At 54.3% G+C, this 15,125-nt stretch carries 14 protein-coding genes and 1 tRNA gene; 10 read left to right on the plus strand and 5 right to left on the minus strand.

Features of this window, described 5'->3' with window-relative positions:
* Window positions 1-194: 194 nt before the first annotated feature.
* Together C5Y96_RS18795 and C5Y96_RS18800 are read left to right on the plus strand one after the other, a co-directional pair.
* Window positions 195-530, plus strand: a complete 336-nt coding sequence (locus tag C5Y96_RS18795; protein WP_105356486.1) for an ATP-dependent Clp protease adaptor ClpS — start codon at window positions 195-197, stop codon at window positions 528-530.
* Between the two features lie 60 nt (window positions 531-590).
* Window positions 591-2,435 carry an RluA family pseudouridine synthase gene (locus C5Y96_RS18800; protein ID WP_105356488.1) on the plus strand — a complete coding sequence of 615 codons (1,845 nt, stop codon included), beginning with the start codon at window positions 591-593 and terminating at the stop codon, window positions 2,433-2,435.
* Between the two features lie 2 nt (window positions 2,436-2,437).
* Here C5Y96_RS18800 and C5Y96_RS18805 read toward each other — a convergent pair whose 3' ends face one another.
* The 3 genes from C5Y96_RS18805 to C5Y96_RS18815 all read right to left on the minus strand — a co-directional run bounded on the left by C5Y96_RS18805 (window position 2,438) and on the right by C5Y96_RS18815 (window position 6,205).
* Window positions 2,438-4,759: an ABC transporter permease subunit/CPBP intramembrane protease gene (locus C5Y96_RS18805; RefSeq protein WP_105356490.1), complete on the minus strand. Its 2,322-nt coding sequence runs from the start codon at window positions 4,757-4,759 to the stop codon at window positions 2,438-2,440.
* An 18-nt stretch (window positions 4,760-4,777) separates the two neighbouring features.
* Window positions 4,778-5,527: an ABC transporter ATP-binding protein gene (locus tag C5Y96_RS18810; RefSeq protein WP_105356492.1), complete on the minus strand. Its 750-nt coding sequence runs from the start codon at window positions 5,525-5,527 to the stop codon at window positions 4,778-4,780.
* A gap of 186 nt (window positions 5,528-5,713) precedes the next feature.
* Window positions 5,714-6,205 (minus strand): acetolactate synthase, encoded by a 492-nt coding sequence (locus C5Y96_RS18815; protein WP_105356494.1) that lies wholly within the window; start codon window positions 6,203-6,205, stop codon window positions 5,714-5,716.
* Window positions 6,206-6,349: 144 nt separating this feature from the next.
* On the opposite strand from C5Y96_RS18815, the gene C5Y96_RS18820 reads away from it, so the two are divergent.
* Complete coding sequence (locus tag C5Y96_RS18820) at window positions 6,350-6,736, plus strand: acyl-CoA thioesterase (RefSeq protein ID WP_105356496.1); 387 nt, start codon at window positions 6,350-6,352, stop codon at window positions 6,734-6,736.
* Here the strand turns inward: C5Y96_RS18820 and C5Y96_RS18825 are convergent.
* Window positions 6,722-7,351, minus strand: a complete 630-nt coding sequence (locus C5Y96_RS18825; protein ID WP_105356498.1) for a phosphopantothenoylcysteine decarboxylase — start codon at window positions 7,349-7,351, stop codon at window positions 6,722-6,724. The two genes, C5Y96_RS18820 and C5Y96_RS18825, sit on opposite strands and share 15 nt — an antisense overlap.
* Before the next feature lie 70 nt (window positions 7,352-7,421).
* Here C5Y96_RS18825 and C5Y96_RS18830 point away from each other — a divergent pair, with 70 nt between their 5' ends.
* The 3 genes from C5Y96_RS18830 to C5Y96_RS18840 all read left to right on the plus strand — a co-directional run bounded on the left by C5Y96_RS18830 (window position 7,422) and on the right by C5Y96_RS18840 (window position 10,394).
* Window positions 7,422-8,291, plus strand: a complete 870-nt coding sequence (locus C5Y96_RS18830) for a hypothetical protein (RefSeq protein WP_105356500.1) — start codon at window positions 7,422-7,424, stop codon at window positions 8,289-8,291.
* Window positions 8,292-8,416: 125 nt separating this feature from the next.
* On the plus strand, window positions 8,417-9,325 hold the full coding sequence (locus C5Y96_RS18835; protein WP_105356502.1) for a hypothetical protein: 909 nt from the start codon (window positions 8,417-8,419) through the stop codon (window positions 9,323-9,325).
* Between the two features lie 97 nt (window positions 9,326-9,422).
* Window positions 9,423-10,394, plus strand: coding sequence for a right-handed parallel beta-helix repeat-containing protein (locus C5Y96_RS18840; protein WP_105356504.1), 972 nt, complete (start codon window positions 9,423-9,425; stop codon window positions 10,392-10,394).
* Here C5Y96_RS18840 and C5Y96_RS18845 read toward each other — a convergent pair.
* Window positions 10,309-11,391, minus strand: a complete 1,083-nt coding sequence (locus tag C5Y96_RS18845; protein WP_158261317.1) for a lysylphosphatidylglycerol synthase transmembrane domain-containing protein — start codon at window positions 11,389-11,391, stop codon at window positions 10,309-10,311. The two genes, C5Y96_RS18840 and C5Y96_RS18845, sit on opposite strands and share 86 nt — an antisense overlap.
* A 233-nt stretch (window positions 11,392-11,624) precedes the next feature.
* Between C5Y96_RS18845 and C5Y96_RS18850 the strand changes: the two genes are divergently transcribed.
* From C5Y96_RS18850 to C5Y96_RS18865, 4 genes are all read left to right on the plus strand, one after another.
* A tRNA-Ala gene (locus C5Y96_RS18850) sits at window positions 11,625-11,697 on the plus strand.
* A 639-nt stretch (window positions 11,698-12,336) separates the two neighbouring features.
* Window positions 12,337-12,840, plus strand: coding sequence for a hypothetical protein (locus tag C5Y96_RS18855; RefSeq protein WP_105356508.1), 504 nt, complete (start codon window positions 12,337-12,339; stop codon window positions 12,838-12,840).
* Between the two features lie 91 nt (window positions 12,841-12,931).
* Complete coding sequence (locus tag C5Y96_RS18860) at window positions 12,932-14,008, plus strand: DUF4339 domain-containing protein (protein ID WP_105356510.1); 1,077 nt, start codon at window positions 12,932-12,934, stop codon at window positions 14,006-14,008.
* A gap of 162 nt (window positions 14,009-14,170) precedes the next feature.
* Window positions 14,171-15,082 (plus strand): family 16 glycoside hydrolase, encoded by a 912-nt coding sequence (locus C5Y96_RS18865; RefSeq protein WP_105356512.1) that lies wholly within the window; start codon window positions 14,171-14,173, stop codon window positions 15,080-15,082.
* The last annotated feature ends 43 nt before the right edge of the window (window positions 15,083-15,125 follow it).

Genomic DNA, 15,125 nt, shown 5'->3' on the forward strand with positions numbered 1-15,125 from the left:
GCACTTGAATTCGATTGCGGCTGAGGACGAAAAGGGCTTGGCATTTTCGCAAAGCGAACCTGCCGGCCCTTTTTTTGTGTCTTTTCGCGGAAAGCCGTGGACTGTTTTCCTTTGGCATCCGCCGAATTGGTCATTACAACGGTAGATATCGCCGAAACCTGTAATTTCCCCGGGCAGCATTTTTTTAAAGAACCATGAGCAGCGAAGATACGGTCGTCGCCACCCCTGAGTCGATCGTCGAGAACAAACCCCGACGCCAGCCACCTTACGGTGTCATCCTGCATAACGACGACATCAACACGTTTGAATTCGTTATCGAGACCTTGCGCAAGGTCTTTGGTTACGAATTGGAGAAATGCTTCTTTCTGACCCAGGAAGCCCACGTACGAGGTCGCAGCCTTGTCTGGAGCGGAACCCTGGAAGGTGCCGAATTGAAGCGTGAACAAGTGATCTCGCGCGGCCCAGATCCCGTAATGAAGGCCAAAGGGGCCCTCCCGCTACGGGTCACTCTGGAAGAAATGCCTCAATAGCCGCGGCTTCTTGTGTCTCCCCCGTTTGCGAAAAATGGGATACCAAAGATAATTTGCGGTATGAATACGACAACCGCCGAGCCTGATGCCGGGCCAGTCCTGAACATTTCGTCCTATTTGTTCGCTTCGCTATCGGATTTGAAGCCGCTGCGAGATTCATTGCGCCGAATTTGCCGACGGCTTGATCTGCGCGGAACGATCCTGCTCAGCACCGAAGGGATCAATCTCTTCGTGGCCGGCCCGGATGAAAATGTCTACAAGTTGCTGGAATCGCTTCGCAAGATTCCTGGCCTTGAGAAGCTGGAAGCCAAAGAGAGCTTCACCAGCTACCAGCCTTTTCGCCGGATGCTGGTGAAGATCAAAAAGGAAATCATCGCTTTCGGCATCGACGGCATCGAACCCGCCGAGCGGACTTCCCCCAAGCTTCCGCCGCAGCAGCTCAAGCAATGGCTCGATGAAGGGAAGCCCCTCCTCTTGTACGACGTACGCAACGACTACGAAGTGAAAGTCGGTACGTTCCAAAATGCGGTGCCGGCCGGAATCGATACCTTCCGTGATTTTCCCCAGGCAGTCGCTAGCCTTCCAGAAGAAGCCAAGAGTACGCCGGTCGTGATGTTCTGCACCGGGGGAATTCGCTGCGAAAAGGCGGGCCCCTTCATGCAACAGGCCGGCTTCAACGAGGTGTACCAACTGGAAGGGGGCATCCTGAAGTACTTCGAACTGGTTGGCGGAGATCACTACCAAGGCGACTGCTTCGTCTTCGATCAACGGGTTGCCGTCGATCCCCGGCTACAAGAGTCGGCAGTTGCCCAGTGCTTTGTCTGCCAGACCCCCCTGACGACAGAAGAGCAGGCCTCGCCGCTGTATGTTCCTGGTGATTCGTGCCCCCATTGTTTCAAGTCAGCCCAGGAAACGATGGCCGCAGTGGCTGCCAAGCGGCAGACCAAGCTGATCGAAGTCACCACTCCCCTGCCCGGTAGCATCCCTTACACCAATACACGACGTCTGTTTATCTCGTCTGACCAGAAAGGGAAGACGCTGTACGAGGTACTGGCCGAAAAGGTGCCTGCCGCCTCGCAAGGTTTTTGGGAAAAGATGGTCGCCCAGCAACTGCTGGTCGAGATCATACATCATCAAGACGAACGCCTGGTCGAGTACCGCGCGGCCGATCCATCCGTTCCATTGGTTGCCGGCCAGTTGTTCGAGCAGCGATACCCTGGCACAACCGAACCGGACGTCAGCACCGATATTCAGATTCTGTATGAAGATTCGGGGCTCGTCGTGGTCAGCAAGCCGGCTCCCCTGCCGATGCACCCCTGCGGACGCTTTAACAAGAATTCGCTGATCAGCTTCCTGGAACAGGTTTACCATCCGCAGAAGCTACGCATCGCTCATCGCCTCGATGCCAACACGACCGGCGTCGCCGTGTTGTCTCGTACCAGCGCGGTTGCCCGCCAGGTTCAGCCGCAGTTCGAGCAAGGCCGGGTTGAAAAGCGTTACCTGGCACTCGTCTATGGTCATCCGACCGAAGACGAATTCATCTGCGACGAACCCATCGGCACGTCACGCGTTCGAGGTGGTGGCCGCCGCGTCGAAGAAGGTGGCCAGCCATCGCGCACTGACTTTGTCGTTCGCCAGCGTTTTGAAGATGGAACAGCCCTGCTGGAAGTCTCTCCCAAGACCGGACGTACGAATCAGATTCGTTTGCACCTTTGGCACCTCGGCTTCCCGATCGTGGGAGATCCGATGTACCAGCGCGACGGGGTCATGCAAGAGAAGCAGACGCTCGACATCGACGAACCACCGATGTGCCTGCATGCCTGGGAAGTTCGTTTCCGTCATCCGCAAACGGCCGAGATGGTAACCTTCCAGGCACCACCGCCAGCTTGGGCAAACCCCAGCTAACACTAAGGCGAAGTACTACTATCTTTACGGTTGCCAATCGCCGAGCGGAATACGCCTTGGTGATTGAGTGCTTCCTGCCGGCGTTCTTCCGACGACAGTTCCGCCGGCATCCGGGCAAAGATCCCCACCAGCGCCACGGCACCGATCCCGCACAGGAAGACAAAGATCGGTTGATAACGTGCTTCGCCCGGCATCTCGGTCGCGGTGGCAACAAGCACCTTCAACCAAGGATTCTCTTCAATCGTTTCCGTCGTGATCATCCCCTGGGCGAACACCAGGCTGTTATGCGTGGCATGGAACAGGATCGCTGGGAACAGGCTTCGCGACTGAACCGCCAGGAAACCAATCATCAGGCCAAAAATCGTAGCAGGGATCGACTGCTGCAGAATTCCGTGCATCAGCCCGAAGAAGATCGCCGAGATCGCAATCGCCGCCCACTTATGTCCGATATGACGCATGCCTGACAGGATAAATCCACGGCAGGCAAACTCTTCACAAACCGCCGGCAAGATGGCAAACAAGAGGAAGATCCCCACGATCGGAAGTTCGGCTGTGCTGCCAAGCATGTCCTGCAACTGATCCTGAAGCTCCTTCGACATTGGAATCATGTTCTGGATAATCTCACGCAGGTAAATCGCGTAAGGATGCAAACAGATTGCCAGGATCGGTGCCATCCATATGGCAGCGTAAACGCGGGCATCCAATAACCGCAGCGAGAAGGTCTTCTTCACGCTACGAGTAAAGATGCAAGCAGCGATCAGTACCGGCAGCAGGATCAAGCCGATCTGATTGGTCAGCATGTACTGCACCAGCGAAGCCAGGCTCAGTTTGCCATCAGGGCCCGGTACCGGCATCACGTATTTGCCGATCATGTGCGGAAGCGCAAGCAATAAAATGCCCATCACAAACGCGCCGGCCGCGGTAGGCGTGTCCTGACGATCACGCCACATCTTGCGGAGCCATGCCTGGAGACTGAATCGTTCGCTTTCGCGGAACAAGACCGACTCGTTGTTGAATTGATCGATCGCCCAGCGAATGGCCACCCAAATACAAAACGCCGTCACGCCCAGCACCGGCAGCACATAGGTGGCCGCCTTGGTGTAATCCCCTTCCATCAACGCCTTGAGCAAGAACGACATCCCGCTCACAGGAATCAGCGACGTGCCGAAGGATAATTCGGTATCGGGCAGCACCGGCAACACGACCAGCGGCAAGTTGAGCATCAACAAGGGAAGCAGGTAGTACTGCCCTTCCTTGCTACTACGGGCCATCGTGGCGATCGCCAGGGCCAGGGCACTAAACAAAGCGGCCATTGGGATCAGGGCTAGAAACAGCCAACCCAACGACCAGATCGGAGGAGGACCGAAGTTAAGCCGCGATGCCATCTCGCCACCGCCGACCTGCCCCATGACGAAGCTGGCCGTGAACCCCATACTCGCGAGATTCAACACACTGGTCGCGATACTGAACGTCATAATCGCCAGTAACTTGCCGGCCACAATCTCTGATCGCAGCGCAGGACTGGAGAGCAGCGTTTCAAGCGTACCGCGTTCCTTTTCGCCGGCACAAAGGTCAATCGCCGGGTAGAACGCCCCGGTCAGTGCCCAGATGACCACGATGAATGGAAAAATCTTCGCCCAAAGATAGGACGACTGATCGAGCGGCTTTTCGGAAAGATCGAGCGTGCCGAAACTGAATGGATCGGTAATCACCGCCGGCACATCGTTGGCTTCCAGATTGTGCTGGATCAGCTTTTCGCGCCACGAATGCAAGATCTGCCGCAAACGGCCGTCGGCCAGCTTCGAACGCTCGTCCGACGAATTGGTGATCAATTGCGGCGAGGGAAACTCAGCTTTCGACTCTTTATCATTCTTTTCATCTTGAAAGCTTTCCATCCGCTCTTTGAAGCCAGGCGGAAAGTAGATGATCGCATCGAGCCGATCAGCCTCCAGTGTTTCTTTCGCCGTCTTCTCGACCACCGCTGGGTCGACGGATGCCTCTGTGGCTTCGATCTCGAAGTGGCTCGTCACACCGGCATCTTGCAAAAGGATCGGCGAGAATTCGTAAGCCGAATCGTCATTAACTTCACCTTCCTTTTGGACCGATGGCACAAACAAGTCAGGCGTGCCTGGCAGTTCACTCAGGCCAATCACGCGCAGCCGCGTTGGGTGGGCTGTCCGGAACTGCATCACCTGCAATACCATCAGCCCCATCAGCGGATACAAAAGAACCGGCAAACCAATCACAGAAAAGAGCGTACGGCGATCACGCGCCTGATCACGCAGTTCTCGCTTTAGAATCAGTTTGACGTTGTCCCAGTTCATTCCTTGCTCTCGCTGCCGTTAGTTGGCGATTCCATCCGGCTCGCCGATCAGATGGAAGAACAACTCTTCCAGATCAGGCTGGTTGTATTCGGTTCGCAACTGGTCGATGGTCCCTTCGGCGAGGATCTTGCCTCGATTCATGATGGCCACCTTGTCGCACAGCTTCTCGACTTCCCGCATGATGTGCGACGAAAAGATGATGCACTTCCCCTGGTCGCGCAGTTCCGAGATCAACTGAACCAAAGCACGCGCCACGAACACATCGAGCCCCAGCGTCGGTTCGTCGAAGATCAGCACCGGAGGATCATGCACCAGCGCCCGGGCAATGGAAACCTTCTGCTTCATGCCAGTCGACATCTTCGCCCCCAGCACGTCGCGAATCTCGCGCATACCCAAGCGGTGGAAGAGTTCTTCCATCCGGTCATGCAGTTCGTGATCAGGCAGGCCGTACAGCTTGCCGAAATATTCGACCATCTCCCAAGCCGTCATCCGGTCGTATACAGCCGTATTGGCCGACATGAAACCGATTTTATGCCGCACCATGGCAGGCTCGGTGGTGACATCGTATCCGGCGATTTGTACCGTGCCGGAAGTGGGCTCGAGAACCGTACTCAGAATACGAAGCGCCGTGGTCTTCCCGGCACCGTTAGGACCCAAAAGACCGAAAATCTCACCAGGCATCGCAAAGAAGCTGATGTGATCCACTGCCGTGAATTTTCCGAGTTGGAGATCGTCGTACGACTTGACGAGATCACGAACGTGAATCATGCGGCTGCCAGTGTCCGATGGCGGGTAGGGGGTACGGATAACTTCCGATAGATCTTGCAGTGAATTCTATCGGACAAAGCTCCATCTTTGGCACCCAGGCAGCAGGTTCGTCGACGAGAAGCCCGGTTCTCGGACCTGATGGCGCGATTTTAACGGTTTTTTCGCAGCGGCAGCCCTACGAAAGAACTAGTCGTCGAACTTCAAATCGTCCTCGGTCAGGACCTTAAAGTTCCGCGACAGAAGGGTGTCCATCGCAATGTCGGTGTTGTCGACCATCAATGCGACAGCGGCACGATTGTTAGGCGTGTAAAGTAGTGGGTACGCCTGAACGATGTTCACTTCCGACTGAAGCAGGGCCGTGCAAACCCGTAACAGGGGCTGTTTTTCGGCAGGCAGTTCGACACCGATCAGATCCGATTCGATCAGAGCCAGGCCAGCTCGCTCCAGGATCTCGCGTCCCCCTTCGGGATCGCTCAGCAGAAAACGAACAAAACAACATTCGGTGGCATCGTTAATGGAAAGAGCAACAATGCGAACGTTGCTACCTTCAAAGCGCCTGACGATCTCTAGCAATTGCCCGACGCGGTTTTCCAGAAAAACGGTGAACTGGCGCAGCGAGGGGTAATCGCGACCTCGCATGGTGCTGAAATTGGTACCGGAGCCGGCTCCCGTACTCATAGTGCCCCAATCATGCTAAAACGAAATTGGCAGTTAACAACCGCAACTATAAAAAAGGCTTAGGGTTCGGTCAATCTTCGCCCCAACAGGTGGGGTGGCAAAACTCGACCCTTTTCGCCAAGGCCCTGCAAGAAACGTGGGAATATGCTGACAGAACACACCATCGAAGTCCGCGTCCGCTATCAGGAAACAGACGCCCAGGGACGCGTGCATCACGCCAACTACATCACCTACTTCGAGTTGGCTCGCACCGAAATGCTGCGTGCGGGTGGTTTCAATTACAAGCGTATGGAAGCCGACGGCACACTGCTGGTGGTCCGCGATGTCGAGTGCCGTTACCACTTGCCGGCCGAGTTCGATGACCTACTGCAAGTCACGGTGAAAACAGTGAAAGCCAAGGGAGCCCGGATCGAATTGGCATACGAAATCCGTCGCGAGGAAGATCTCGTCGTTGAAGGCAAAACGCTGCTCGCCTGCATTACGCGCGAAGGAAAACCGACGCGGATCCCTGATGTGTTACGGCTTGATTAACCGCTGGCCGACGATTTGCATGATCTGCGTGGCCACTTCAGGCTTGCTTCCCTCGAGAGTGGCGACCACGCTGCCATCTTTGGCAAGCACCTCGACATGGTTCTCTTCGCTGTTCATCGCCTCGGGGCCATTCAAGATCATCAGGTCGCAGCTCTTCTTTTCCAGCTTCACCAGGGCCCGGAAACGACGATCCTCGGTTTCCAGGGCGAAACCGACCACCCAGCGATGCTTCTTTTCCGCACCCAGCGTTGCGACGACGTCCGGCGTCTCGATCAACTGTAGAATCAGCGGCTGGCCTGTCTTGGCGATCTTTTGCCCTTGAACGAACTCTGGTCGGTAGTCGCACGGTGCCGCCACGCCGATCAGGCCGTCGCAGTTCTCGAACTGCTCCTGCGCGACAGCTAGCATTTCGTCGGTCGTGTTGACCCAATGGACGGTCGCCTCGCTTGGGTAGGTAACCGTGACAGGGCCTGAGACGATCACGACCTCGTGTCCGGCAGCCACGGCGGCCTCGGCCAGGCTGCATCCCATTCGCCCACTGGAAGCATTGGTCAGGTAACGGACAGGATCGATGTATTGTCGGGTCGGTCCCGAGGTCAAAAGAATGCGGGCCATGGCTGATTGTGTAAGATGGAACGTTCTGGCAATCCCTCAATCGTACCGTTAACCCAACTCGTGACTACCAGTGAACACACGTGGCGTCGTCCTTTTCATCCTGGTTTCTCTGGCATTCACGCCCATTTTATCCGCGGAAGAGTGGGCTTACCTCGATAACTACTACCTGCGGATCGGCGTCGATAAATCGCGTGGGGCCTGCATCGGATACTTCGCTCCCAAAGGTTCTCAGGAGAACCTTCTCGATCACTTCGACACCGGTCGTTTCATTCAACAGTCTTACTATGGCGACCCGGACGACTCGAAGTGGGTCGACAAGCCGTGGGTCTATAACCCCGTCCAGGGAGGCTCTTACCAAAATCAGCCCAGCAAGGTGACGGAGTTTCGTAGCAACGATAAGACCCTCTTCGCCAAGATCACGCCCCGCAACTGGGCTGGCGGACAGTTGTTGGACGAAGTCACGATGACCGAAACGATCTCGCTGGAAGATTACTTCGCGAAGATCGAGTTCCAGATGAACTACGCCGGAAACAAAACACACAAGCCAAGACAACAAGAGCTGCCAGCGGTGTTCGTACACGCCGAGTACGACACGCTCGTTACGTATACCGGAAACTCACCATGGACCGGTGAAGAGCTACACCGCCGCAAGCCAAGCTTTCCGAATGAATCGGTCACCATGAACGAGAACTGGGTTGCCTACGTGAACCAGGATGATATCGGCATTGGCCTCTATGTCCCCGGCATCGAGAAAGCGACATGCTACCGCTATCAAGAGGCCAACTCGGCATGCTCGTATGTCGCTCCGATCAAGGAATTCGCTTTGACGCCAGGCCTGCAGCACCAGTACACCGTCTATCTGACGTGCGGATCGATCGAGCAGATCCGCCTGCGATTTAAGGTTCTTCACGCTAGCAGCGTTGATTCCGCGAGTAAGTAGCCTTAGTCAAACTCGCCTTGACCCAGTCGCAGGTGCTTCGTAATGTTGCCGCGCTCGGAATCCTGCATCGTGGCTGCGCGCCATGGGATAGGATGTGCTCTCTCCACTGGCCGAGGACTTTTCGCATGGTAAAAACGCTGGCATTGAGCCTGATCGTCTCGATCGTGGTATTGCCAATGATTACCACGCGCGTCCAGGCAGGCGGATTACTTTCAGCAGCCGCTGGGGAGAGCCGAACCGACGATCCCGATCCACCTCGTAGTGAAGAGGCTAAACCCAAGCGTCGAGACCGAGATCATCATCACGACTGCGGTGATGATGCCAGTTCGGCATTGGGGGAACTTGCTGGAACGTTGCTGTTTTATGGAACGATCGCCGCAGTCGATGCGATGATCCCCGATCAGCGCACGGTCTGCTGCATCAATGCATCGGGGGAAGAAGTTACGTACACGATATATGGCCCACCGGGGTATTTTTCGGATTACCCCTATCAGCACGAGTTTGGCTACATGCTGATGGGAGACGAGTGGGTCACCGTTGGCAAGACAACATCGATCCGCGGATCGGTTGAATATGGAACGGACTTCGGCAACCTGTCGCGAGTCGGTACCAAACTGCTGGTCGAAGGTACCAGTCGCTGGGGCATCGACATGCAGTGGGACGAGTACTTCGAGAACATCCCCTCCGGCGGGACAGATCAACTGACCATGGGGGACCTGAACTTTACGTTCCGGGCCCCGCAAGGATATCACAGCCAGTTTCGTTTCGGACTCGGAACTAACTTGCTGGAAGACCGAAATGGTTCCGAGTTCGGGATCAATTTCACGACAGGGTACGACGTTTATATCGGCAAACCATGGATTTGGTCGACCGAGATGGACCTGGGTAAAGTCGGGTCAGCGGATCTGTTTCGGATTCGTTCGACCCTAGGTGCACAGTGGAAACGGGCCGAAGTGTTCGCGGGGTATCAATACACCAACTTGGAGGGGATTGAGTTGGATGGGTTTGTCTCGGGGATACGTTTTTGGTTTTAAGTCCGGTTTCCCTGTGGAAATCACGCGGCAAGCACGGCATGATGGGGCGTGTAAATCTGGACCGAATTTGACGATTACATCGATTGAGTGGACATTCATGCGTTTTTTCGCATTCGCCCTAACCCTGATCCTCCTGACCTCGCCCGCTCGCGGTGACGATATTTTCGTCGACAATGTGCGTGGCGACGATCGTAACCGTGGGAACTCCTCGCATTTCTCAGAGGGTGAAAACGGCCCCATCGCTTCGATCGCCAAGGCCCTGAGAATTTCGCGAAAAGGGGATCGCATCATCCTCACCAACACGGGTGTTCCGTACAAGGAATCGATCACCCTGCAAGGCGGAAACAACAGCGGCTGGGGATTCTCTCCTTTGACCATTGAAGGCAACGGTGCCATTCTCGATGGACGTGCACCCGTTCCACCTGAGGGATGGAAACACGTGCAAGGGAACGTCTACTGCTTCGCCCCAACCTACAAGAGCTACCACCAGCTTTATCTGGATGACCGCCCGGCTACCCGCGTGGCAATCAAGGATATGGGGGAACTCGACACGCTCCAACCACTTGAATGGTGCTTGCTCGATGGCATGATCTTCTTTTGTGCTGAAAAGGATCGCGGCCCAGGCAGCTACCGTTTGAGCTACACGGCGCATCGCACAGGGATCACGCTGTACGAAGTACGCAACGTCAAGATTCTTGATCTGACCGTTCAAGGCTTCCAACTTGATGGGATCAACGTGCATAGCAATTGCTATGATGTTGAACTCGCTGGCATCACCTCGCGTGGTAACGGACGTAGCGGCGTCTCGGTTGGAGGTGCTTCGCGTGCAACGCTTACCAAATCGCTGTTAGGCGATAACGGAACCGCTCAGCTTCGTGGTGAAGGGTTCTCTAAAACAGAAGTGATCGAATCGACATTGCTGGAAAACACCGCTCCGGCGACCTTCCAGAAAGATGCTCGTATCACAATCGACGGCCAGGAAGTTAACGCGGCTCCGGTTGCTGAGACCGCTCAAGTGGCTCGTCCACTCCCTCAGCCAAATGCTCCAGCGTCTCCTCTTCGGCGTTAGCCTCGGCCATCGACTGGTCGACAGAAGCTCGATTAGTCCAGTAGAAGATCGCCCCGATAAACGCCAGGCCGATCGTCATGGCACGGAACCCTAAAGCAACGGTTATTCCGTTGGCTTTGCTGAACTCTTCAGCTGGGACGGTCACGTAAAGCTCGGTAACCGCGAGTTCTAACGTTCCCATGCCCCCTGGCGAAAGTGGGATCGCGGCGAAGACCATCGCCAGCGGCGTAATGACCATCATCTCCAGCAGCGACGGGTGCCGCTCAAACAGCCCCGATGCCAGAAAGTACACGGCCACGGAAAAGAACGAATGCACCCCTAAGCTCAACAGGCCAATGAACACCAGATACCTGGGGTGACGACGATACATGCCCACGGCCGCGAAGGTTCGCTTGAATGCCCCGCCAACTTTCGGCAGATCTTCCAGGAACTCGCGAAACGATCCTTTGGCAAAGCTTGGCAGGAAGACGAGCGACAACCCCAGAAATCCGCCGATCGTCACACCGTGGACGACGTAAACCATCGAGCGAATCGCTGGCTGCGAGCCTTCCAGGTCGAGGCTGAGCGCCGCGAGGGAAGTGACCATGAACAACGCATACAGCCCGATCAGCCGGTCCATGAAGATCGTCGAGACCGCTTCGGGGCGTTTAGTCGGGTTATCCTTCGCCAGGACGTAGCCTTTGAACAAGTCGCCACCAATGCCCCCCAGGCCCACGAAATTCAACATGTACCCCAGGAACCCAAGGCGAAACGCATCCTTCAGCGAGAAGGGAATCCCGACCGAGATGACCAGCAGATACCAGCGAATAAACGTGCACGAAAGTGCCAGCAAGGCAAATCCAAACCCAATCGCGACATTACCCCACCGGGTTTTGCTGCTGAAGATCTGGCGAACCGACTCCGCACTTTCCGGGTCACTACCAATGGTCCATAACAGGTAGGCCAAAATGCCTGCCGGTACAAGGATTCTCAGGACGGTAATCAGATGCTTTTTCACGCGTGTCCTGTTGTTCCTAAAGGCAGTCGTCAGCCCCTTACCAGGGTCGATTGAGAGTCTGAATTCGGCGGAAATCTTATCAATAGTGTAACTTACAACCAAACTGCGGTGACCGGTTGTTGACACACTGCGAGTCGATTGGTAATTTTAACCCTTTACTTAACGGCACTTGTTGCCGATAAAGTAGAACGCAAGAGTCGTGGGGAATATTCCACCGACTTTTGTCCCAACTTGGGGGATTAGCTCAGCTGGGAGAGCGCTTGCATGGCATGCAAGAGGTCATCGGTTCGATCCCGTTATCCTCCACTTGAAAAGCCTTAAACCACAACGGTTTAGGGCTTTTTTTATGCGCCGAGGCTGTACCTAATTTGTACCGAATTGGATTTGTACCTAATCCTTCACGCCAAGTACCAAACCAACTGATGAAGTTGAGTCGCATTTAGGGACAAGCTTTCGATTTAGTGCAATCCTCCCGTGTCGAGCTTGAGCCATATCGCTCCGCTACGGCATCACAATGACTCAGATCGAAACCGGTTGCTTCACTACATTCAATCGACCTCAACACCGGTCGACCTTTCTCGCACCTCGGATTGGTCTCGACTATATTAGGTTCGCCATCCGCTTGATGGCGTTTACTGACTTCACATGGAGAAACACTGACCCAAAAGTGGCCAGTCACCACCTAACAATTTGATCGACGTGCGAACGTCTGCACACGGCTTCCTCACAAAACCGCCAACTTGGGCCTTTGGGTCCTCGAATTCACAAGAGGCATGTGCAAGTGCGGTCGCCCCGTTATGGGGCGACGGCCTTGCGCTATTCTTGTGACCGCTTGGCGGCGGTGTGAGGAGTGGCCTTGGTTCGTCGCTCCTCTTTTTTTGCGCCCATGACACCCGCAAGTAGAGGATGCCAACGAACATCCACTATCACTGCGAGAGTGTTTTCATGAGCGAAAGCCCCCGAACATCCAAGCTTGCCATCCTCGGTCGATTCGGACTGCTTGGATGGTCTATTGGCGTGACACTCTTTCATGCCGCAGCCGCCCTTGGCGTGGCAGTGACAATTGGCCCGTTCATTCTTGGTGCCGTTCTCGGTATTGGCCTGCTGGTTCTATTCGTGTGGGCAGTGGTGCGGCTGGTCGGCTTCGTTCTCTTCGGCAACGATCCCCAGTATCAAGAATTCATCAATACGGGCGGCGATCCATACTTGGATTTTCTCCCGCCTCCTTTCAATACCGATGCCGATGCTCAGCGTTTGGGTGTACTCAACGAACCGGAGCATCTTTATCTAAATAATGGCAACCGGCAAAGCTGCCATTGTCCCTTCTGCAATGAGGTCGTCTGGGAAATCTCTCCCGGAGACTTCAATGGGCTGGTGATCTGCTGGAACTGTTCGCAGACATTTTCTCCATATTCGTCGTGGGAATCCGACCTCGAAGTCCCAACGTGAAACAGGTCGGCTGCTTTCCGAATTCAGAATCCCAGTCAGGCAAATCAAGCATCCACTCTTACCAACAACCTCAACAACCAAGGCCAGCTAAATGAAGAATAATTGGTATTACAAGCAGGACGGGAAACAATACGGTCCTGTTGATTCCCGGACACTGAAACAGCTTGCAGACGAAGGCAAAATTCATCCCAATACGCTTGTCATGCGAGAGGGACAAGAAAAGTGGGTTAAAGCCGAGAAGGTCAAGGGGCTATTCCCGGAGCAAGTCGCATTGGTTGAAGAAGCACCGAGTGACTCGAAATCGGTCGATAGTAAGGACATCCTTTGCTACATCACCATCCCACTCCTGACTCCCTGCTGCTTTCCGGTGAGCTTGTTGCTGCTCTGGTTGGTCCCTGCTTGGTCGGCAACCACTAAATGGATTTGGACTGGTGGAATCATTGGCTTCCTCTTCCTTATGGGCGTCTTTGGAATGTTGTCTTCTCAGGCAGACCGGGCTCAAGCAGCTAACCTCATCACTGATGCCAATGCACTTTGGAATGAAGGAAGTACGGAGGAAGCGATCTCTGTCTATCGAGACCTAAACGATAAGCATTTCTTCCACATGACAGACTCGAATCGTTCGCTAGTGTTGGAGCGACTGATCGACTTCGAAGCACAAAAGGGCAATCGAAGTTCGGCGTTAAAGATGTTGGAACGGGCCGAGAATTTTGATCTGGTCATCAACCTTCAGTCGGACGAAGGAAAGAAAGTGCTCGCAGCACATCAGCAAAACCAAGCCAAGCGTGATCGGGCACTTGCTGCAAGCACTCCAATGGAGTTGAAGGCAGCGGAACTGTTCGGCAACTCAACAGACGAACGAGTAGAGTTTGGAGACAACCCCTCAAAGTTCAAGGGGAAAGCGGTTCGCATGAAGGTAGCTTACGACAAGACCATCAACACCGGCAGTCCAATCCAGCGGGAAGTCTTCAACATTCCCGATATCGATGTTGTGGAATGCTGGGTCTATTCAGATTCGCCGAACACAAGATTCCCGGTGATAGTCGATATTCCACGGGAAGTTGAACGACCGCAATTTCACCGTGGTGACGATCTTGAAATCACCTTCTTCTGCGAAGACGGAAGCACACAATCCGGTAACATCGCCATCAAAGTTAGCCGTCATTGATGACGACGTACTGGTTTACAACTGCCAATTCCAGAAGCCTTGGTGGCAATCCCGTGTCCCAACTGCCACCAGTTCGTTAAGGAACTGAATCCCGGAGACTTTCAAAATTCTGTGATCTGCTGCCACTGTTCACACACCTTCAATCCTCACTGAGAAAGAACCATGATACGACCAACAACCATCGCACTTACTGTTACCTTCTTAGCTCTTTTTACGACGGTTTGTTTTGCCCAAACCGTTGAAGTCGAAGTGGAAATCAAGTCGGTGAATCCCGAGAAGAGAACGATCATTGTCGACTACAACGGCAAAACGACTGAACTCGATCTGAGCAGGAAAGCGGTCATCACTATTGCAGATGAAGCGGCAGAATATTCGGCTCTGATTCCCGGTGACAAAGCCATCGTTGAATACCACAAAGAACTTGCCATCGTCACCAAGGTTGCCGCCGCTGGAAGCAAGCAAGGCGGTTGGCGATTTTACGACACCTTCAATAAAGGGGTCGATCCCCAAAGAGCTTTTGTTGTTTCTCGTGACGGTAGATTGGTCGTCAACGGGAACGCTGGAGGCTTCTGCATCTCAAGTCTCACGGAATACTCCGAATACACGTTCAAAGTTGAATTTCAGTTCCTTGAAGACAATCTTAAAGCCAACCCATTCATCGCTATCGCTTCGACACCTCCCAATCCCGAGGCAAAAGATTGGACTCAACAGATTCCCCATGGGATCGAAATCAAGCTGAATCCCAAGAGCGTCGGCGAAATGGTCCTGCCAACTGAACAGTTCAAGGTGGAACTTCCGCTTGGACAACTACGAGATGGACGCAAAGTCGTTCCCCTCCGTCCAGCAGAAATGAAGTCTGGCGAGTGGAACCAACTGGAGATCACTTGCGATAAGCACAAGAACATCACCGTCAAGGTGAATGACACTAAAGTGAATGCAGTCGCCAAGGCGGAAAGCACTACCGGTCACATCGTGATCTCACCGCTCAATGCAGAGATTCATCTTCGAAATCCCATGCTGAAGATCGACGAGGAAGAAAAACCATTGCCGTTCGATACGATCATCACAGAATAGATTGGTCGTAAGGACGCTTTCGAGTCACTCCATTACGGTGGAA

The sequence above is a fragment of the Blastopirellula marina genome (genome assembly GCF_002967715.1).
In the GTDB taxonomy this organism is placed as follows: Bacteria; Planctomycetota; Planctomycetia; order Pirellulales; family Pirellulaceae; genus Bremerella; species Bremerella marina_B.

Bases quoted from the DNA above. Each gene is read 5' to 3' on its own strand.
- C5Y96_RS18840 (WP_105356504.1), top strand. From the start codon at position 9,423: ATGCGTTTTTTCGCATTCGCCCTAACCCTGATCCTCCTGACCTCGCCC.
- C5Y96_RS18860 (WP_105356510.1), top strand. From the start codon at position 12,932: ATGAAGAATAATTGGTATTACAAGCAGGACGGGAAACAATACGGTCCT.
- C5Y96_RS18825 (WP_105356498.1), bottom strand. From the start codon at position 7,351: ATGGCCCGCATTCTTTTGACCTCGGGACCGACCCGACAATACATCGAT.
- C5Y96_RS18820 (WP_105356496.1), top strand. From the start codon at position 6,350: ATGCTGACAGAACACACCATCGAAGTCCGCGTCCGCTATCAGGAAACA.
- C5Y96_RS18815 (WP_105356494.1), bottom strand. From the start codon at position 6,205: ATGAGTACGGGAGCCGGCTCCGGTACCAATTTCAGCACCATGCGAGGT.
- C5Y96_RS18835 (WP_105356502.1), top strand. From the start codon at position 8,417: ATGGTAAAAACGCTGGCATTGAGCCTGATCGTCTCGATCGTGGTATTG.
- C5Y96_RS18795 (WP_105356486.1), top strand. From the start codon at position 195: ATGAGCAGCGAAGATACGGTCGTCGCCACCCCTGAGTCGATCGTCGAG.
- C5Y96_RS18800 (WP_105356488.1), top strand. From the start codon at position 591: ATGAATACGACAACCGCCGAGCCTGATGCCGGGCCAGTCCTGAACATT.
- C5Y96_RS18805 (WP_105356490.1), bottom strand. From the start codon at position 4,759: ATGAACTGGGACAACGTCAAACTGATTCTAAAGCGAGAACTGCGTGAT.
- C5Y96_RS18865 (WP_105356512.1), top strand. From the start codon at position 14,171: ATGATACGACCAACAACCATCGCACTTACTGTTACCTTCTTAGCTCTT.
- C5Y96_RS18855 (WP_105356508.1), top strand. From the start codon at position 12,337: ATGAGCGAAAGCCCCCGAACATCCAAGCTTGCCATCCTCGGTCGATTC.
- C5Y96_RS18810 (WP_105356492.1), bottom strand. From the start codon at position 5,527: ATGATTCACGTTCGTGATCTCGTCAAGTCGTACGACGATCTCCAACTC.